General features: G+C 63.3%; 21 protein-coding genes. 13 read left to right on the top strand and 8 right to left on the bottom strand.

The genetic code is table 11. The annotated features are described in order from the left end of the window. The first annotated feature begins 686 nt into the window (after positions 1-686). Complete coding sequence (locus ACLRGI_RS22050) at positions 687-932, top strand: hypothetical protein (RefSeq protein ID WP_419203587.1); 246 nt, start codon at positions 687-689, stop codon at positions 930-932. A gap of 124 nt (positions 933-1056) precedes the next feature. On the opposite strand, the gene ACLRGI_RS22045 is transcribed toward ACLRGI_RS22050, so the two are convergent. The 3 genes from ACLRGI_RS22045 to dprA all read right to left on the bottom strand — a co-directional run bounded on the left by ACLRGI_RS22045 (position 1057) and on the right by dprA (position 3910). Then, the gene (locus ACLRGI_RS22045) at positions 1057-1209 is read right to left on the bottom strand and encodes a hypothetical protein (protein ID WP_170850725.1); all 153 of its coding nucleotides are present in this window, start codon (positions 1207-1209) and stop codon (positions 1057-1059) included. 181 nt (positions 1210-1390) lie between these two features. Beyond that, positions 1391-2416, bottom strand: a complete 1026-nt coding sequence (locus ACLRGI_RS22040) for a DUF4192 domain-containing protein (protein ID WP_419203586.1) — start codon at positions 2414-2416, stop codon at positions 1391-1393. A gap of 576 nt (positions 2417-2992) precedes the next feature. Continuing rightward, entirely contained in the window at positions 2993-3910 is a 918-nt protein-coding gene (gene dprA, locus ACLRGI_RS22035) for a DNA-processing protein DprA (RefSeq protein ID WP_419203585.1), read from the bottom strand. A gap of 920 nt (positions 3911-4830) precedes the next feature. On the opposite strand from dprA, the gene ACLRGI_RS22030 reads away from it, so the two are divergent. From ACLRGI_RS22030 to ACLRGI_RS22020, 3 genes are all read left to right on the top strand, one after another. Continuing rightward, entirely contained in the window at positions 4831-5265 is a 435-nt protein-coding gene (locus ACLRGI_RS22030; protein ID WP_419203584.1) for a hypothetical protein, read from the top strand. Positions 5266-5757: 492 nt separating this feature from the next. Then, positions 5758-6402: a hypothetical protein gene (locus ACLRGI_RS22025; protein WP_419203583.1), complete on the top strand. Its 645-nt coding sequence runs from the start codon at positions 5758-5760 to the stop codon at positions 6400-6402. Continuing rightward, positions 6399-6875: a hypothetical protein gene (locus ACLRGI_RS22020; protein ID WP_419203582.1), complete on the top strand. Its 477-nt coding sequence runs from the start codon at positions 6399-6401 to the stop codon at positions 6873-6875. Before ACLRGI_RS22025 ends, ACLRGI_RS22020 begins: the two co-directional genes overlap by 4 nt. A gap of 131 nt (positions 6876-7006) precedes the next feature. Here ACLRGI_RS22020 and ACLRGI_RS22015 read toward each other — a convergent pair whose 3' ends face one another. Next, a complete protein-coding gene (locus ACLRGI_RS22015) occupies positions 7007-7594 on the bottom strand; it encodes a recombinase family protein (protein WP_419203581.1) in 588 nt (195 codons plus the stop codon). Between the two features lie 264 nt (positions 7595-7858). Between ACLRGI_RS22015 and ACLRGI_RS22010 the strand changes: the two genes are divergently transcribed. Continuing rightward, positions 7859-8335 carry a hypothetical protein gene (locus ACLRGI_RS22010; protein ID WP_419203580.1) on the top strand — a complete coding sequence of 159 codons (477 nt, stop codon included), beginning with the start codon at positions 7859-7861 and terminating at the stop codon, positions 8333-8335. A 96-nt stretch (positions 8336-8431) separates the two neighbouring features. On the opposite strand, the gene ACLRGI_RS22005 is transcribed toward ACLRGI_RS22010, so the two are convergent. The 3 genes from ACLRGI_RS22005 to ACLRGI_RS21995 are packed head-to-tail and all read right to left on the bottom strand — an operon-like array spanning position 8432 to position 9522. Then, entirely contained in the window at positions 8432-8812 is a 381-nt protein-coding gene (locus tag ACLRGI_RS22005) for a DsrE family protein (protein WP_419203579.1), read from the bottom strand. Positions 8813-8814: 2 nt separating this feature from the next. After that, on the bottom strand, positions 8815-9231 hold the full coding sequence (locus tag ACLRGI_RS22000) for a DUF302 domain-containing protein (protein WP_419203578.1): 417 nt from the start codon (positions 9229-9231) through the stop codon (positions 8815-8817). A gap of 33 nt (positions 9232-9264) precedes the next feature. Beyond that, on the bottom strand, positions 9265-9522 hold the full coding sequence (locus ACLRGI_RS21995; RefSeq protein ID WP_014920545.1) for a metal-sensitive transcriptional regulator: 258 nt from the start codon (positions 9520-9522) through the stop codon (positions 9265-9267). A 122-nt stretch (positions 9523-9644) separates the two neighbouring features. Between ACLRGI_RS21995 and ACLRGI_RS21990 the strand changes: the two genes are divergently transcribed. The 8 genes from ACLRGI_RS21990 (at position 9645) to ACLRGI_RS21955 (ending at position 15573) form a co-directional block, all read left to right on the top strand. Continuing rightward, a complete protein-coding gene (locus tag ACLRGI_RS21990) occupies positions 9645-10265 on the top strand; it encodes a rhodanese-like domain-containing protein (RefSeq protein WP_419203577.1) in 621 nt (206 codons plus the stop codon). Then, complete coding sequence (locus ACLRGI_RS21985) at positions 10265-11164, top strand: sulfite exporter TauE/SafE family protein (protein WP_419203576.1); 900 nt, start codon at positions 10265-10267, stop codon at positions 11162-11164. Before ACLRGI_RS21990 ends, ACLRGI_RS21985 begins: the two co-directional genes overlap by 1 nt. 26 nt (positions 11165-11190) lie before the next feature. Then, positions 11191-11532 carry a rhodanese-like domain-containing protein gene (locus ACLRGI_RS21980; RefSeq protein WP_419203575.1) on the top strand — a complete coding sequence of 114 codons (342 nt, stop codon included), beginning with the start codon at positions 11191-11193 and terminating at the stop codon, positions 11530-11532. Between the two features lie 31 nt (positions 11533-11563). After that, positions 11564-11860, top strand: a complete 297-nt coding sequence (locus ACLRGI_RS21975) for a rhodanese-like domain-containing protein (protein ID WP_419203574.1) — start codon at positions 11564-11566, stop codon at positions 11858-11860. 46 nt (positions 11861-11906) lie between these two features. Continuing rightward, positions 11907-12269 (top strand): thioredoxin, encoded by a 363-nt coding sequence (gene trxA / locus ACLRGI_RS21970; protein WP_256247915.1) that lies wholly within the window; start codon positions 11907-11909, stop codon positions 12267-12269. A gap of 5 nt (positions 12270-12274) precedes the next feature. Continuing rightward, positions 12275-12685, top strand: a complete 411-nt coding sequence (locus ACLRGI_RS21965) for a rhodanese-like domain-containing protein (protein WP_419203573.1) — start codon at positions 12275-12277, stop codon at positions 12683-12685. Between the two features lie 91 nt (positions 12686-12776). Next, entirely contained in the window at positions 12777-14189 is a 1413-nt protein-coding gene (locus tag ACLRGI_RS21960; protein WP_419203572.1) for an MBL fold metallo-hydrolase, read from the top strand. A 109-nt stretch (positions 14190-14298) separates the two neighbouring features. Further along, positions 14299-15573: an MFS transporter gene (locus tag ACLRGI_RS21955; RefSeq protein ID WP_419203571.1), complete on the top strand. Its 1275-nt coding sequence runs from the start codon at positions 14299-14301 to the stop codon at positions 15571-15573. Positions 15574-15741: 168 nt separating this feature from the next. Here the strand turns inward: ACLRGI_RS21955 and ACLRGI_RS21950 are convergent, their stop codons facing one another. Next, positions 15742-16938 (bottom strand): IS110 family RNA-guided transposase, encoded by a 1197-nt coding sequence (locus ACLRGI_RS21950; RefSeq protein WP_419203570.1) that lies wholly within the window; start codon positions 16936-16938, stop codon positions 15742-15744. Positions 16939-17257: the final 319 nt, after the last annotated feature.

Genomic DNA, 17257 nt, shown 5'->3' with positions numbered 1-17257 from the left:
GCGGAGCTGTGGCCTACGGATGCCTGTCTACCCTTGTGCAAGTTGTGGGAAATTCCCGGAGGAAATAAGCGACGCAGGAGCGCCGGAGGGAAATTCCTGCACCGCAGGCCCCGGAGCCTGCGGAGGGGCTAGACGGGGCGGAGCGGACACATAGAATCCGAAGGAATCTCAATGATGTTGTCAACGGATTCCTGCAGGTCGGTTAGGGGGCGGTCCTCTCCCCATCGGTGCTTCTGGGTAGGGCTCGCGGGACTTTTTTTCGTTCATGGTTGTGTTCCTTTCAAGTGGGCGGGGGCGGCTCGTGGTGACCGGCCAGCTTCCCTTCTCCCCCGGTTGTTTTTTGCCTGCTGGCGGAGCAACGCGTAGCTGTGCCCGACGGAGCCGGGGCAACCCGAAGGGCAAGCAGCGGATGGATTGTGGGAGGAAATAAGCGAAGCGCCGACACAAGGCATCAGCTGCGCAGCCGTCCGCAGGACGGTTGAGCCGGTGGAGCGGGCACGTACGATCCGCAGGACAGCAGCAAAAAACGTCGTAGACAAAAAAGTTCAGGGCGTCCGGAGCTCTGCGACGGCACGCCCTGAACCCCACCGCCGGCCGCGAAGCGGACGCCCGCCAACTGGTTGAAGCGCAGCGAAAACCAGTGCGAGCCCTGCGAGCATGCACTTGTCCTTGCGTAGTGTGGGTGCATGAGCGATCCAGCTCCACACCCTGGTCGCGGCAGTGAGGCTCGGCGCGGTAGTGCGTGGCAGTCACCACTGGTCCGCCGGGTCCTGGCTGTGGTCTTCACTGTTGCCGCAATCGGATCGGTGGTGCTGGTGGCCGTGGACCTTATCGTTGGTCGGCCAGCTGCCGGCGATCTGTTTATCGGCTTTCTCAACAGCCTGACGGCCGTTTGGTTGTGGCGAACAAGCTCTGAAACTGAGCGGACATGACGAGGGCCGGCCTTGGCCGGCACGTTGGCAGGTTTTTAACGAGGTGAGGCCGGCCCCTTGGGGCCGGCCTCAGTTTTTCCCTCAGCAAAAGGAAACCTGTCGTGCAGCGTCATTGCTGCGGAAGTTAGTGGTCCAGGGGCGATTTTTCCCAGGAGATGTCCACGGCGGAGGGGGCCTGCTGCTGGATGGTCAGCATGGACAGTTCCAGCACGTCTTGGGCGTGGGTGGCGCCGGCGGGTGCGGCGTCGTCGTCCGTGAGGATGAAGTCGTGACTCAAGTGCTGCCCCCTGGCTTGAAGTGGTGTCGTTCCACTCTCACTGTAGCCCGGCGGCAGCAGCGGGTGCTGTTGGGGGGTGCTGCGCCCGCGTCAGCGTGATCGGCGGCCGGAGGAGCGCCAGCGGGGGAGGCCGCCACCGCGTCTGGGGGCCGAACCGTTGCCGGTCCGGCCCCCGTTGCCTTTAGCGGTGCCGCTGGTAGGCGGTGTCCGGGTCCTGTGCGACCGGGGCGATGGTCCCCTGGCTCACCAGCTGTTCCATCAGTCCAGCGAGTCGGTAGCCGGGGCTGACCTCGATTGCGAGGTTGAAGTGCTCCGCGGCCACGGATGACTGGCCTTTGAGATAGGACAGCCAGCCGATCAGGGTCAGCAACGGTGCCCGGTAGTGTTCAGGTGTCGTTTCCATCAGGTCCCGTGCCAGTTGCTGTGCCCGGTCGACCCGGTCCCAGTCCGGTGTGATGCCCTTCCCGATCAGCAGGTCTCCGCTGTCTTCGGCGTCGGGCAGTTCCGGGTCGATGACGTTGCAGAACAGCACGTCACGCAGGTCCGGGCGCTGGAAGCAGGCCACCAGCTCGACAGCTGTTTCCGGGTCGGTCCAGCCGTCACGGGTCAGGGCGTCTGCCCACAGTTCACGGGCAGTGTGCAGCTCTCCGGCGAACACCCCGTAAACGGCCTGACGGATCCGGTCTGCGGTATCCGCCGGTCCCGTGTAGGGCGGGTAGGTGGTGCCGGGGGCTTTTTGGTAGCTACTGCCCCGGAAGACCAGTTCCGCGTTCAGCTGCCCGTCGGTGATGGATTCCAGCGGCTCGGGCAGGCAGCACCCTGCCTCGCTGTCGCACAGCAGGTTCCGCCAGTGGCTTGAGGTGACCAGCCACGCGTCTTTCAGAGGCGTACCCGCGGTCTCCAGCGCCTGAATTACCGCCTCGATGTGGTCGTGGAACGGCCGTTGCGTCCCTACTTCGGGGTCGCTGTCCGTGTAGACGGCCAACAGGACGGCTGTGGCCTTGGCATCCAGTTCGATGTACTCCACCATGGAGCGGGCGAAGCCTGCGTGATCGGCGAACAGTGGGGCGTCAACGCGGAGCGTGGCGCCCAGGGTGTTCCCGCGCATCGTCAGGAACACGAAGGACTCGCGGGGCACGAAGCCGAGGGTGTGCGGGATGAAGCCGAGGATGTCGGCGGGGCTGGAAATGCGGATTGCGTCGTTCATGGTTTGAAAGTCCTTTGCTGAGGAATTTGGTGGGTGGGGCGGCTCAGGTGACCGGCCAGCTTCCCCTCTCCCCCCGTTGTTTTGGCTGCTGGCGAAGCTTGCGGAGCTGTGGCCGACGGAGGCCTGTCTACCCGCAGGGCAAGGCCCGCGGAATCTGCGGAGGAAATCAGCGACGAAGGAGCGCCGGAGCCGATTCTGCGGGCCGCAGGCCCCGACGAAGGAGGGGCTAGACGGGCCGGAGCGGACACGTACAATCCGTCAGGACAGCAGCCAAAACGTCGTAGACACAACAGGGCCAGGGCGGGACGGAGCTCTGCGACGGCACGGCCTGGCCCCAACAGCCGGCCGCGCCAGCGGACGCCCTTTCCTTGGTGAGCCCTGCGAACCATCAACCAGCACACCGGTACTTCCCAGGTCCGGGCAGCGGCTGGCGGGACGCGCCACCCCGTGGTTCCCACCCGATGTCCCGGGCGGTTGGCGGTCCGCCGCCGGCCACCCACCACCAACGCCGGTCACGGGCGGCGGACCGCCCCCGCGGTGACCGGCCCCGGGAAGGGACCGGTCACCCCGTAGTTTTTAGCCGGCAAGCAGCTCGATGAGTTCTGCCGCGTCGGTGACCAGCACCGCACCGCCTTCCTTCAGGAGCCGGTGGCAGCCTGCCGAGTTAGCCGAATGGACGCTGCCGGGGACTGCGGCGACGTGCCGGGCGATGGTCTCGGCGTGGTGCGCGGTGTTCAGCGCGCCGGACCGCCACCGGGCCTCGACCACACAGGTCACACCTGCGAGGGCTGCGATGATGCGGTTCCGCTGTAGGAACCTGTACCTGGTCGGGGCGCTTCCCGGCGGCAGTTCCGAGAGGGTCAGGCCGTTGGCGCGGATCGCGGCCGCGAGGTCCGCGTTCCCTGACGGGTAGTCCCGGTCCAGGCCTCCGGCCAGCACTGCGATCGTCGCCGCCTCGGTTCCTTGGTGGCCTGCCAGTGCGGCGCGGTGAGCGTGTGCGTCGATGCCGTAGGCCAGCCCGGAGATCACGCAGATTCCACGCTGGGCCAGGCCGTAGGCGATATCGCCCGTGACTGCGGCGCCGTAGCTGGTACTGTCCCGTGAGCCTGTCAGGGCCACGCATTGTGCCGGGTTGGGGATTCTGTTCTCAATGTTGCCGCGGTACCAGAGGCCCCACGGCGCGTCCGGAAGATCATTCAGTCCTGCGGGCCAGTGCTCGTCATCGGGAGTGAGAAATCCGCCGGCAAGACGTTCGATGATGGCCAGGTCCTTTTCCGGGTGCAGATCCGGGATCCGCGCTGCCCAGCGACGCTGGCCCTCGGCCAGCTCCTCGGCCGTGACATCCCAGAACGGGACGGCGGCCTGGGCGCCGGTTGCGATCTCCAGTGCGGAAGCGGCCCCGTGTTTAGCGACCAACGCCCGTCCAACGATGTCGCCGGGCTCAAAGAGACGGGTCAGTGCGGCGCGAGCGATACGGTCTTCGGTGGTGTTCATGGGTTGTTGTGTCCTTTGCTGAGGATTCGGTGGGTGGGGCGGCTCAAGGTGACCGGCCAGCTTCCCTTCTCCCCCGTTGTTTTTTGCCTGCTGGCGGAGCAACGCGTAGCTGTGCCCGACGGAGCCGGGGCAACCCGAAGGGCAAGCAGCTGATGGATTGGGGGAGGAAATAAGCGAAGCGCCGACACAAGGCATCGGCTGCGCAGCCGTCCGCAGGACGGTTGAGCCGGTGGAGCGGGCACGTACGATCCGGAGGACAGCAGCAAAAAACAGAGAAACGCTTCTACAGCCCGAGCGAAGCGAGGTCCATTTCTCAGGCCTACGGCGGCCGAGTGGACAGCGTTGGGGCAGTGGTGGAAATGCTCGCCACATACGTCTGGCCGTGGCGTTGTCCTTGGGCAACGACTCCAGCAGACACTCGAGTACGCATCGAAAAGATGGATCCATCACGGTGCAGGGGGATAACAAGATTTTAGAAGTTTGCTGCGAGGGTCCAAGAAAAGCTTGCAGGTGTTAGATGTTTGCTCTGCCGAAAGCAGGGCACAGTGCAGCGTGATACACATCGAGGCACTGCATAGCTCTACGATCGGTCTGTCTACTTCCCTAAACGTTCCGATAGAAGATCCGGTAGTGGGGAAGACGTTCCTAAATCAGCAGTGATGCCAGCGAACCTAGCGCTGCGGCGCAGTGGCTTTGTACCTCAGTCGAAGTCGCTTTTGGGGGCGGGATGATGCCGTCTTTGAACTGTCTGTGCTTAGTTACGGGCAGGCTTGGTCGCTGCGCCATTGCCCGACACCATGACTGAGGTCAACCATTCGGCTCTCTTCGGGTCAGCGGTTAGCAGGAGAAGAGCCCGATGGCGCCCAAACTATTGAACGCACTTCTAAACTTTCCGAGCGTGATCAGCTACAGTGTTGTCCATGGCATTCGAAGTTTTCCAGAAGGGCAGCGCGCCTGCTTCCACCATTCCGACCGTGACGATCCAGAAACGCGGCATGTTCTCCTTGAACGACGCCGCCTTCCGCCTGATCGATGAGCCGGAAGCCGTACAATTTATGTGGGATGCGAGTGCCAAACTTATTGCGATCCAGGCCGTGCCTCTAACCTCACCCAACGCGTATCCGACTCGTCGCCAGGGACCCGGCAAGGATGCAAACCGAGGCATAGTCCTCATTGCCGGGACCATGTTCACGAAGTACATCGGAATCGACACAACTGTAGCTAAACGGTGGGTTCCGAGAGTTGAAGACAACATGCTCATCGTTGATCTAAATGAACCCTCGCAGACGGTAACCTCGCCCCGCGGAAAGTCACAGGAGACGGCCGCCGAGGCCACGACCGAAGCGAATGAATGAGCACCCCGGTGAGAAATAACCGCCATTTTCCATTCGGTGAAATGACAGAGCGCTTTCGCTTCGACGCCGGCGAACCCACTTGTGGACTTCCTGAACTCAACAAACGCGCCAGTGAACTGGCTCCCGTCGTAAGGAGACGCTGGACCTAGATGGGCGGTTATCCGAAGGATTCCGATGCGAAAAAGTGCATCCAAGTCCTGCAGAACGAGTTCGGGTGGACTTACGATACGGACGTCGGAAAATCTGCACATCACACCGCCGTTCTGTTGTGCGGGCACGGGTGCCGCACCCCTGTTTTCAGCACCGGGAGTAACACAGCAAAAGCACTATGGCGTTTTGCCAAGCGGTGTCCCCATGGAAGAGGCCCAGGACGAGCTCACTGGTAGTGGTTCTCGCTTGTGCAGTTCAGTGCTTTGAGACTGCACTTGCACAAAAGCTATAAGTGTTGGAACATTCCAACATAGCTGTGAAGCGGAAACCAAGCAGAACAAGGTGAGCGATTTGCAAACGTACGCATTCAACATGCGCGTCGAAGGCAAGAATCTAGATGAGTTGGCGGAGCTGGCCTCGGCACTCCGGGATGTTGCAGAAATTTATCCGGCAGAAGTCGACGGCCAGCAGGAACTTGCTGTCTATGTCTCCGAGTCATCTCCCCGTATGGCTCTACTGACTGTCAAAAATGCCATCGAAAGCTCAGCCCCTGAGCTACACATCATTCGAGTCGACCTCGACCTGGTGACCGTTTCTGAGATTGCTGAACGTGCTGGCGTCACAGCCGAGAACGCACGTTTGTGGGCTGGCGGCAAACGCCGCAAAAACTTTCCTGCGTCGTTCTGTCTGGCTGGCACCTCGAAGCTTTGGGCCTGGGCTGACGTATTCGCATGGCTTGAAGCTCAGGGCATCGGAATTGCCGAAACCTATGAGGAACATCCTCTCCCCGTCGATCTGGTGGAAAGCTTCAATGGCTCGTGCGCGCGCTACCGTGCCACTTGGGCATCTTCCGTTCCAACTGCCCGAGCCCGACTAGCTCCTATATCGTTCAACAACCCACGGTCCAACAAGGTAATTTCGATCTTCGCCTTAGGAACAACGTCGAAGACGGCCAAGGCGACCTACCACGGTACGGCGGCGTCGTGAGAGAGCATAGCCAGGATCAAAACACCAATGTCGAAGACGTTGTTGCCCTACTTGGTTTGGTGGGAACACTCTCAATTGAGTTCTTTGAGGTTTCTGCCAAACGAAGTGCAGCGGCGGATGCCGTGCCTGACGGCGAGGAGATAACAGCCGCCCCGGACTTCAGCCTGACCATCAACAGGCGCCCAGACGACTTGGTCATTAGGCTCAAAGTTGAATTCGAAACAAGACTCGGGCTCATCGTCGTTGATGCAGGAGCTATCTACGAACTGCCCAGCAAATGGACGGTCCCTCAGTCAGTGGCCTTCGAGTTTGCCAACAAGGTTGGAGTTATGGCGCTCATCCCATATATCCGTGAAGCCGTTCATAGCATCACGATCAAAGTGTTCGGAAACGGCTTAGTCATGCCGGTAATCCGAACTGGGGAACTTGAGTTCTTTGAATCAGAGATTGTCGATTCGGAGACCGTTATCTAGCTCTCTGACCTTGAGGTGGGCTGTCGTTGCCTAGCGCTGGAAAGGTGAGCGTAGCCGCACTGTTTATCCACCTGAACTCCGCATCAATCATCTAAAAACAACCCCGCGATGAACACGATCAGTCCGCGGCACTAAGCATCAGCGCTGGCTTGGGCTTTCTGGTGCCGGTAGAGCGTGGCGCGGCTCCAGCCCACGAGCCGGGCGGCGTCTTCGGCTGTGCGGCCCTTCGCGCGGGCGGCCTGGGCGATCGATAACTTGTCCGTAATAACGGCAGGATCGGCCACCGGCCGGCCAAAGCGTGTCCCGTTCTGCCTGGCCGCGGCGATGCCGGCCTTAACTCGCTCGACGATTAGCTCGCGCTCATATTCGGCGAGGGTGCTGAGCATATTCAGCATTAAGCGACCTGTGGAGGTTGCCGGGTCGATGCCATCTGCGATGGATCGGACGTGGATGCGGCGGTCCCGCAACAGGGCAACGGTGTTCAGCACGTCGATGAGGGACCGGCCCAGCCTGTCGACCCGCCATACAACAACGGTGTCTCCCTCCTCGGCATACTCCAGGAGCCTTTTCATCCCCGGCCGCTCGATCGCGGCCTTGGATCCGGAAGTCACGTCGGCAAAGACGTCGCGTTTCTGCACCCCTGCTTCAACAAGTGCGTCCAGCTGTAGCTGGGCGTCCTGACCGGATGTACTGACACGGGTGTAACCGAGTAGCCTCATCAGGCAATTCTGACTCGAAAAGTCCCAGACGCGCCCCGGACGAGACAAATAATGGTGAGACGCCTTTAGGAGACGCAGAGAATCCCGTCCTAGAGCTTACCGACAGGGCTCAAACGAAGCGTGGAGGGCTGTCTCGCAAAGCTGTTGTTTATCAAGACACAAATTTGAGTGCGCAAGTCAGTCGTTCGGGGGCGTGTGGTGCGGTTGACTAGGCTGGCCTAGCAATGTCGTGCTCGACCGGGAAATGCTTGTGGGGGATTGCTTATGCCAGATGACTACCTGGGAGCCCGGCTGAGCGTCAGGATAGCCGGATCGTTCGGGATGCTTCACTACGCACTCTTTGCGCTAACCACTTCATCCGGCATGACCAGGAGCGGCCCTGCAGAGCAGCCGTCGAACACTTCTCTTACCGAGGACATGCTGACACGAGGCTTCAGGCGGGCGTGCAACAGTGACTATGCGGACATCGCCTTAAAGGCTCAACCAGCCGATGGCAGCATCCTGTGTCGTGCCTCCACTGACGGCACTCTTTCCTTGTGGTTCGAGGACAATCTGGTTTGGTCTGAGCGTCTTGACTCAAAAGACGAGCAAACTGCCCTGTGGATACAAGCCGCACGGACTAAGGAAATCACTCTCCTTAGCGGCGACTATCTCCTGATATCAGGGACTGACGTTGATCCGACAGCCGCTGCCGATAAGCGGACCTTGGTGATGGCCAAGATTCCTATTGCTTGGACCTAAAAGGTCGCTGAACGGGACATTCTGCACATACTCGTTCACCCCCGAAAGCGGCCATCGTCGCGTCCGTGCATAGCTCGTAGAGTTCAAGGGCCGACGCTACAGCTTGGCGTAGGCCCAGCCGTCCCATTGGCGCCGTGCGAGGTGGGCGATGGCTGCCGGCACGGTGCCGACGCCGGGGGCCAGGTCTTTGTCTTCCATGCCTGCCGAGCGCATGCTGTTGCCGCAGGCGAGGATGCCCACGTCCAGTTGTCCGGCGTTGGTGATGGCCTCGGCGGCGGACGAATTTTTGGCGAGGAGCTTAACCCCTGGCCCCTGGACCACCACTTCAATGCCGGTTCCCTGGCCGAGCGCGGCGCGGGCGTTGGCGGCACTGCGCAGGACAGCGGCCAGGGCTTCCTCCTCGAGCGGGCCCGCGGAATGGATGAGCAGTCCGGGGCCGGCCTGCACAGTCTCCGGAACCGTTGCGTTCGCGGACATCCCTACTTCGCCGCTTCGCCCAGGTCGGCGAGGGCCTTTCGAAGGCGGGTCCCGGCGTCGTCGGCTACTTCCTTGACGGATGGGGCGGCGCTGAGCTGGACCATGGTCTGGGGGTCGATGGCTTCCACCGTGGTTATCTCTGCATCCCTGTTCCGGCGCACGACGACATTGCACGGCAGCAGCGCGCCGATTTCCGGTTCCGCGGCGAGGGCGCGGCTGGCCAGGGCCGGGTTGCAGGCACCAAGAATGACATAGTCCCCAATGGCATCGGCGGCTTCGGCGCCAAGTTTGGCCTCGAAGGTGGAACGGACGTTGATCTCGGTAAGGATCCCGAATCCCTGAGCGGACAGGGCATCCCGGGTGCGGTCCAGGGCCTCGGCCCACGGAAGGTCAACGGTGGCGGTCAGGGTGTACGTCATGGTTCTCCTTGGGCTGCTCGACAGTTGGTCTGGTTAGGCGAGGGAGAGGAAGAGCTTTTCCAGGTCTTTCTTGTCCATCGTTGCGTCCTTTTGGACGATGCACTGTTCAAGGCCCGTGGCGATGATGGCGAACCCGGCCCGGTCCAGGGCCTTCGATACGGCTGCCAGCTGGGTGACGACGTCCTTGCAGTCCCGGCCTTCTTCAAGCATGCGGGTGACAGCGGACAGCTGGCCCTGGGCGCGCTTGAGGCGGTTGATGACAGGGGTCAGTTCTGAAGGATTGAGTTCCACGGGTTTCTCCAATAGTGAGGGCTTGAATCCAGTCTATACCCCCTAGGGTGTTTTGACTACCCCTAGGGGTATCTGTAATACTCGGTGGGGTATTCACCCGCCCCCTTCCGAGAGGCCAAAAAATGACTTCCCCTTCCACGGCACCCGCTGTTACCGCACTCGCCCCTGAAACCCTCCAGTCCTGGTTCAAAGAGCACCAGGATCTCGTGGTGATCGATGTCCGCTCCGCCGCTGAGTTTGAGTCCATGCACATCCGCGGCTCCTACAACGTGCCGCTGCCGCTCTTGTCCGAGCACACCGATGAGCTCGCCGCCCGCCTGGGTTCCCGTGTGGTCTTGGTGTGCCAGTCCGGCGTGCGCGCCGAGCAGGCCCGCCAGCGTCTCGCCAAGGCCGGAATCGACACCGCCTACGTCCTCACCGGCGGCGCACCAGGCTTCGCCTCTGCCGGCGGAGACGTCATCAAGGGCAAGGACCGCTGGGACCTGGAGCGCCAGGTCCGCCTTGTGGCCGGTTCCCTGGTGGTCCTGGGCCTGGCCGGCGGCAAGTTCATCTCCCCGAAGATCCGGACGCTTGCCGGGGTCATCGGCACGGGCCTGACCTTCTCAGCGGCCACCAACACCTGCGCCATGGGCAAGGCCATCTCGGCCATGCCGTGGAACAAGGCCGCCAAGGAACCCACCCGCGAAAGCGCCATCCTCGCCCTGCCCGCCGTCAGCAACAAGAGCACGGAAGCCGCAGCCTAATGACCCTCACCCTCATCCTGGTTCTCGCCCTCTCGGTAGTCATCGGACTCTCGCTCGGCGTCCTGGGCGGCGGCGGCTCCATCCTGACGGTCCCGATCCTGGTCTACGTGGCCGGATTCGAGGCCAAGGAAGCCATCGCAGCGTCCTTGTTCGTCGTCGGCGTCACCTCGGCAGTGAGCGTGATCAGCCACGCCCGCGGGGGCAGGGTGATGTGGCGGACCGGCCTGATCTTCGGCGCGGCCGGCATGGCCGGCGCGTTCGTCGGCGGCCTCCTGGGCGGGCACATCCCCGGCCAGATCCTGCTGATCGCCTTCGCCATCATGATGGTGGCCACCTCCGTGGCCATGCTCCGCGGACGGAAGAAAAATAACGACGACGGCGCCGCACCGGTCAAGCACGAACTGCCCCTTGGCAGGGTGCTGCTGGACGGTGCCGTCGTCGGGCTCATCACCGGGCTGGTGGGTGCCGGCGGCGGATTCCTCGTGGTCCCGGCCCTTGCACTGCTCGGCGGACTGCCCATGTCCGTGGCCGTGGGCACATCCCTGGTGGTCATAGCCATGAAGTCCTTCGCCGGGCTCGCCGGATACCTCACCACCATCCAGCTCGACTGGGGCATCACCCTCGGGGTGACCGCCGCCGCCATCGCTGGGAGCCTCATCGGATCGAAGCTGGCCGGCCGGATCCCCGAAGCTGCCCTGCGCAAAGCGTTCGGCTGGTTCGTCCTGGCCATGGGAACCTTCGTCCTGATCCAGCAGGCACCGGCAGACCTGCGGTGGTTCATCGCCGCCGGAATTGCGGCCCTCACCGCAGCCACCGCCGGCATCTGCTGGTTCTTCATCAGCTCCTGCCCCCTGCGAAACCGCACCGGCCGCCGCAGCAACATCCCTTCACCCGCTTGAACCAACCCCCACCCAAGGAGAACACCATGGGCCTCATCAGCTCCCTGAAAAAAGCCTTCAGCAAGCCCTACACAACAGTCTCCGTCGCTGAGGCCAAGGAACTCCTGGCCTCTGGTGCCGCGCTGATCGATGTCCGCTCCGCCCAGGAATGGCGCACCGGACGGGCACCCCAGGCCAAGCACATCCCGCTGGACCGGCTGCAGACCAGCACTGCAGGAATCAACAGGAACAAGCCCGTGATCGCCGTCTGCGCCTCCGGGGTCCGCTCCGCATCGGCGGCACGGCTTCTGGCCTCGCAGGGCTACCAGGCCTACTCCCTGCGCGGCGGAATGGGCGCCTGGCGCGCAGCCGGCGAACCTGTCCGCTAACAACTGCCCACTATTTCGAAGGAGAAACACCATGGCTGAAATCACCATCACCGAGACCGAGCAGCGGCGCACCACCGCCCGCATCCTCGATGTCCGCGAGGACTTCGAGGTCGAGGAAGGCATGATCCCCGGCGCCCTGCACATCCCCATGGGCCAGCTGCAGGCACGCCTGTCCGAACTGGACCCCGCAGTGCCCGTCATCGCGGTCTGCCGCAGCGGCAACCGCAGTGCCGCGGTGGCCGACGCCCTCAACGGAGCCGGCTACAGCGCCGACACTATGGCCGGCGGCATGATCGCCTGGACCCGCGCCGGGCTCCCCACCACCTGACACTCCCCCGCCACGCACCACAACTCCCGAAAGGACACGAAAGACGATGGCAACCATCGACCTCACCGAAAAAAGCTTCGCCGAAACCCTGGAGAGCAACGAGATCGTCTTCGTTGACTTCTGGGCAGCATGGTGCGGCCCCTGCCGCATGTTCGCCCCCACCTACGGGAAGGCCGCAGAACGCCACCCGGACATCACCTTCGCCAAGGTGGACACCGAAGCCGAACAGGCACTGGCCGCCGCAGCGAACATCACCTCCATCCCCACGCTGATGGCCTTCAAGGACAAGACCCTGGTATTCTCACAGCCCGGAGCCCTCAACGCCACCGGCCTCGAAGAAGTCATCCAGGCCGTCAAAAACGTTGACATGAACGAACTCCGCGCCCAGGCCGGCCCCCAAAGCCTGTGACGGCAATGCCAGGGGACCTTGCGTACCGCACGGTAACGGCAGACGAACTCGCCACGGTATGGCCCCAGGCCACACTGGTGGACGTGCGGAGCCGTGAAGAACATGCGACCGCACACGTCCCGGGGAGCCTGAACATTCCCCTGGACGAATTGCCCTCCCGGCTCGCCGACCTGCCCGGCGGCACGCTTTACCTCATGTGCGGGTCAGGAAAACGCAGCAGCCAGGCCGCGCGGATCCTTACCGACCGCGGATACCAGGCCGTCAACGTGGCTGGCGGGATCACCGAGTGGTACCGCAACGGCCACCCCGTCACTTACCAGCAAGCCCCCGAAAACCCGCCCCGGCAACGGCAGGGGCACCCCCCGGCCGGCCCGTGCAGACTGCTCCACAGGCTATTCCGCAGGAAAAACACCTAGGCCCCAACCCACTTGCGAGATACCCCAGGGGGTATCTATACTGGATGCAGAACAAACCCCCAAACCCCTTTCAACCGAAGGAGAGCACCAGATGCTTATCGAGCGTATTTACGATGAAGACCTCGCCCAGGCCAGCTACCTGATCGGCTGCCAGGCCAACGGCACCGCCGTTGTTGTCGACGGCCGCCGCGACATCGCGGTCTACCAGGAACTGGCTGAAAAGAACGGCATGAAGATCATCGCCGTTACCGAAACCCACATCCACGCCGACTACCTTTCCGGCACTAGGGAACTCGCCGCCGCCACCGGCGCGAAGATCTACGTCTCAGGTGAGGGCGGGCCGGACTGGCAGTACGAATTCGACGGCGAACGCCTCTACGACGGCGACAAGATCACCATCGGCAACATCAGCATCCAGGCAGTACACACCCCGGGCCACACCCCCGAGCACCTGTCCTTCCTGGTCACCGACGGCGCCTTCAGCGACCAGCCCGGCTACCTGCTCTCAGGGGACTTCGTCTTCTCCGGCGACCTGGGCCGGCCGGACCTGCTGGACGAGGCAGCCGGCGGCATCGACACCCGCTTCGAAGGTGCCAAGCAGCTCTTCGCCAGCCTGCGGGACAAGTTCCTGACCCTGCCGGACTACGTGCAGGTCCACCCGGCCCACGGCGCCGGCAGCGCCTGCGGCAAGGCCCTCGGCGCCATCCCGTCCTCCACCGTGGGCTACGAGCGGCTCTACTCCTGGTGGGGCCCCTACCTCGCCGCCAACGACGAGCAGGGCTTCATCGATGAGCTCCTCGACGGACAGCCCGACGCGCACGCCTACTTCGGACGGATGAAGCGTGAAAACCGTGAAGGCCCCGCCGTCATGGGTGAGCGGACGCCGCTGCCCGAACTGGCAACCGGCATCGTTGCTGCAGGCCTGGCGGAGGACACCCTGACCTTCATCGACACCCGCCCCAACACCGAGGTCCACGAAGGCACGGTAGCCCGTTCCCTGAACGTGCCAGCCGGGAAGTCCGTTGCCAGCTACGGCGCCTGGGTCGTGAACCCGGAGACGGACAAGAACCCGCTGGTGCTCCTCGCCCAGGACCAGGAGCAGGCCATGGACATGTGGGACCACCTGGTACGGGTCGGCATCGACAACGTCGCCGGCTACGTCACCAGCATCGAAGGACTCCCCACCACCACCCCGAAGCTGATCCAGCCCACCGGCCTGGCCGACTTCCGGGCGGCCATGGTGCTTGATGTCCGCAACAAGAGCGAGCACACCGCGGGGCACATCCCCGGCTCGTACCAGCTCAGCGGCGGCCGGATCATGTGGCACCTGGACAAGCTCCCCACCGACGGAACCATCGTGACCTACTGCCAGTCAGGCGTCCGGAACTCCGTCGCAGCCAGCGCCCTGCGCCGGGCCGGGTACGACGTCGTCGAACTCGACGGCAGTTACGCAGCCTGGGACGCCTTCCAGCAGACCCGACAGGACGCCGTCTTAGCAAAGTAACCCCTAAGACCGCCCGGGCAGGACCCCCCTCCTGCCCGGGCCCGCCCGGACGCGTTCCCCCACGCGTCCGGGCACCTTTATGTCCCCGACCGAAAGCGAGCATTCCGGAATGACCAGAGCCAAGGCGGGGAGCGCGCTGGACTCGGCCCGTGTCGTGCTGGGCCTGCGACAAAACCTGGCGCAGTTCATGCTGCTGGTGGCAGTCAACGCCCTGGTGGGCGGGACGCTGGGCCAGGAGCGCACCGTGCTGCCGCTGCTCGCGGACGATGTTTTTGGTTTGGACCAGTACACCGCCGCCCTGACCTACATCCTCGCCTTCGGCCTGTCCAAAGCCGCAACAAACTACTTCGCGGGGACGCTCTCAGACCGATACGGCCGCAAACCCGTCCTCGTCGCTGGCTGGCTGGTAGCGATCCCTGTTCCGCTCATGCTCATCTTTGGCCCGTCCTGGGGGTGGATCGTCGCGGCGAACGTGTTCCTCGGTGTCAGCCAAGGCCTGACCTGGTCCACGGCCGTGATCATGAAAATGGACCTGACCGGCCCGAAGCAACGCGGCCTCGCCATGGGCCTGAACGAAGCAGCAGGCTACCTCGGCGTCGCCGTCACCGCCCTGGCCACCGGGTACATCGCCTCCACCTACGGGCTCCGGCCCGGCCCGTTCCTCCTCGGCGCCGCATACATCGCCCTCGGATTAGGCCTATCTGTCCTGACCATTCGCGAGACCCACCACCATGCCAAGACGGAAGCCTCCCAGCACGTAAGTACACACAGGAGTGCCGGCGCCGGCCTCACCACGGGACAGGTTTTCACACTCACCAGCTTCAAGGACCGCTCGCTCTCCGCAGCCAGCCAGGCAGGACTGGTGAACAACCTCAACGACGGCCTCGCCTGGGGCCTCTTTCCGGTCCTCTTCGTCAGCTCCGGGCTAAACCTGAATCAGGTAGGGATCCTGGCCGCCGTTTACCCCGCGGTCTGGGGCGCCGGGCAGCTTTTCACAGGTGCCGTCTCAGACCGGTGGGGCCGTAAATGGCTCATTGTCACCGGCATGATCGTCCAAGCCGCGGGACTCGCGATAGTCGCCGCCTCCCACAGTTTTAGGCCCTGGCTCATCGCCGCAGTCCTCCTCGGGCTCGGAACGGCCATGGTCTACCCCGCCCTCCTGGCCGCCATCGGGGACGTCGCACACCCCACTTGGCGGGCCCGCTCCGTCGGGATCTACCGCCTCTGGCGTGACGGCGGGTTCGCCGTAGGGGCCCTCCTGTCAGGTTTTCTCGCAGACCTGTATGGGATTCCCGTCGCCATCGCCGCCGTCGCTGCACTCACCGCTGCCTCCGGCCTAGTGGTCGCCGTGCGCATGCGCAGCAACGACCACATGTTGGACTAAAAGCTGGCCCCACGCCGGACAGCCAGCGCCCATGATCCCGCGTACAGCCATTGGAAGACGCAAGTCATCCACAATCACGACACACACCGAGAACAGAACGCGCCGAGCATCGCCGAAACCACAACCGATGATCTAACTCTGGTCTGCTGCCCGGGAGGACTCAGATAGCTATCCTTGCGGGCGGACTGGCGCTGGAGTGTAAGTTGTGCCGTCGCGGAGCATGGCCCAGAGGACATTGAGCCGCCGCCGGGCAAGCGAGAGCATTGCCTGAATATGGGATTTCCCTTCCACGCGTTTTCGGTCGTAATAGCCACGTGAGGCGGGACAGGATTTTAGTGCCGAGAGCCCCGAGAGGTAGAAGACACGGAGGAGTCGGCGGTCGTAACGTCTGGGCCTATGGTGGTTGCCGCTGATCCTCCCCGAGTCCCGCGGCGCAGGGGCCAGCCCGACAACGCCTGCGAACCGGTCTGCGGACTGGAAGACGGAAAGATCGCCACCGGTGGCACCGAGGAATTCGGCGGCGAGGACTGGGCCGAAGCCAGGCATGCTCAACAGCACCTCAGTGTGCTGGTGTTCCGTGACTTTCTCGCTGATCATCGCATCGAGTTCGGCCAATTCCTCGTTCAGGGTGAGGATTTCCCGGGCGAGTGAGGCGACGATCCCCTCCCCCATGTGCTGGGCGGGAACCGTCGTGTGCTGGGATTTTGCAGCCTCGACTGCTGCGGCGGCAACAGCTGCCGAAGATCGGGCCCCCTGCCTCTTCAACCAGGCGTGGATCCTCGCCTGCCCGGTCCGCCGTATTCCGTCCGGGGTGCGGTGCCTGGTCAGAAGAGTTAGGGCGGCCTTGGACCGGCTGTAATCGAAGGCCCGCTCCAGTGCCGGGAAGTATTCGAGCAGCTGCGCCTGCAGCCGGTTTATCGCTCTTACCCGGTCCGCGGACTTATCGGCTCGCCGAGCAGTCAGGAGCCGCAACCCCGTGCTGATCTCATCCCCCGCACGTAGGGGTTGCAGGTCAGTCCGCATCCGGGCCTGGTCGGCGATTACCGCCGCGTCCTTCGCGTCTGTCTTGCCTTCGCCGCGGTAAATCTTGGAGGCGTGGTGCACCGTCCGGCCAGGAATGTACAAAATGTCCTGGCCATGGCCAACGAGCAGGGCAATCAGCAGCGCCGGTCCACCATGGTTCAGGTCGGTTGCCCATACGACCTCGTCCCCGCCAGCAATCTCAAGGACGGCGGCGATGAGTTGGAGCAGCGCTGGTTCATCGTTGGGAACTCGCTGGGAGAGCAGCCGGTTTCCGTCGGCGCCGATCACGACACAGTGGTGGTGGGCTTTGCCGGCGTCGATGCCGGCCCATAGTTGCACCAAGAACAGCCTCCAGTCTGTTGGATGGGTTAGAGCCCAGCAGATAACCGCGCCGTCGTGTCCTTATCCGGCGATCATGTCGCGTCTCTCAATCAGCGGTCGGGTCATCGTGAGGTGGCGGGCGGCCAATCCTTCGAAGCCGTCACGTAAGCGTCCAGCACAGCAACCAAAGCCATACCCACCTCCTCTGGGTAGCCACGACCCTACAACGGCCGTGGAACTGAGCCCGGTAACAACATAAGGACAGCAGCCAAAAAACGTCGTAGACACACAGGACCGGGCTGTCTCTTATACACATCTGACGCTGCCGACGAGGAGCGTG

Origin of the sequence: Paenarthrobacter sp. PPS72, assembly GCF_048537125.1 — a bacterium.
Lineage (GTDB): Bacteria > Actinomycetota > Actinomycetes > Actinomycetales > Micrococcaceae > Arthrobacter > Arthrobacter nitroguajacolicus_E.
The sequence above is the reverse complement of the archived record's forward strand: the minus strand, read 5'-3'. Positions and strand labels throughout refer to the sequence as shown.

Coding starts and splice junctions, on each gene's coding strand:
- ACLRGI_RS22050 (WP_419203587.1), top strand. CDS start 687: ATGAGCGATCCAGCTCCACACCCTGGTCGCGGCAGTGAGGCTCGGCGC.
- ACLRGI_RS22040 (WP_419203586.1), bottom strand. CDS start 2,416: ATGAACGACGCAATCCGCATTTCCAGCCCCGCCGACATCCTCGGCTTC.
- dprA (WP_419203585.1), bottom strand. CDS start 3,910: ATGAACACCACCGAAGACCGTATCGCTCGCGCCGCACTGACCCGTCTC.
- ACLRGI_RS22030 (WP_419203584.1), top strand. CDS start 4,831: ATGGCATTCGAAGTTTTCCAGAAGGGCAGCGCGCCTGCTTCCACCATT.
- ACLRGI_RS22015 (WP_419203581.1), bottom strand. CDS start 7,594: ATGAGGCTACTCGGTTACACCCGTGTCAGTACATCCGGTCAGGACGCC.
- ACLRGI_RS22010 (WP_419203580.1), top strand. CDS start 7,859: ATGCCAGATGACTACCTGGGAGCCCGGCTGAGCGTCAGGATAGCCGGA.
- ACLRGI_RS22005 (WP_419203579.1), bottom strand. CDS start 8,812: ATGTCCGCGAACGCAACGGTTCCGGAGACTGTGCAGGCCGGCCCCGGA.
- ACLRGI_RS22000 (WP_419203578.1), bottom strand. CDS start 9,231: ATGACGTACACCCTGACCGCCACCGTTGACCTTCCGTGGGCCGAGGCC.
- ACLRGI_RS21990 (WP_419203577.1), top strand. CDS start 9,645: ATGACTTCCCCTTCCACGGCACCCGCTGTTACCGCACTCGCCCCTGAA.
- ACLRGI_RS21985 (WP_419203576.1), top strand. CDS start 10,265: ATGACCCTCACCCTCATCCTGGTTCTCGCCCTCTCGGTAGTCATCGGA.
- ACLRGI_RS21980 (WP_419203575.1), top strand. CDS start 11,191: ATGGGCCTCATCAGCTCCCTGAAAAAAGCCTTCAGCAAGCCCTACACA.
- ACLRGI_RS21975 (WP_419203574.1), top strand. CDS start 11,564: ATGGCTGAAATCACCATCACCGAGACCGAGCAGCGGCGCACCACCGCC.
- trxA (WP_256247915.1), top strand. CDS start 11,907: ATGGCAACCATCGACCTCACCGAAAAAAGCTTCGCCGAAACCCTGGAG.
- ACLRGI_RS21965 (WP_419203573.1), top strand. CDS start 12,275: ATGCCAGGGGACCTTGCGTACCGCACGGTAACGGCAGACGAACTCGCC.
- ACLRGI_RS21960 (WP_419203572.1), top strand. CDS start 12,777: ATGCTTATCGAGCGTATTTACGATGAAGACCTCGCCCAGGCCAGCTAC.
- ACLRGI_RS21955 (WP_419203571.1), top strand. CDS start 14,299: ATGACCAGAGCCAAGGCGGGGAGCGCGCTGGACTCGGCCCGTGTCGTG.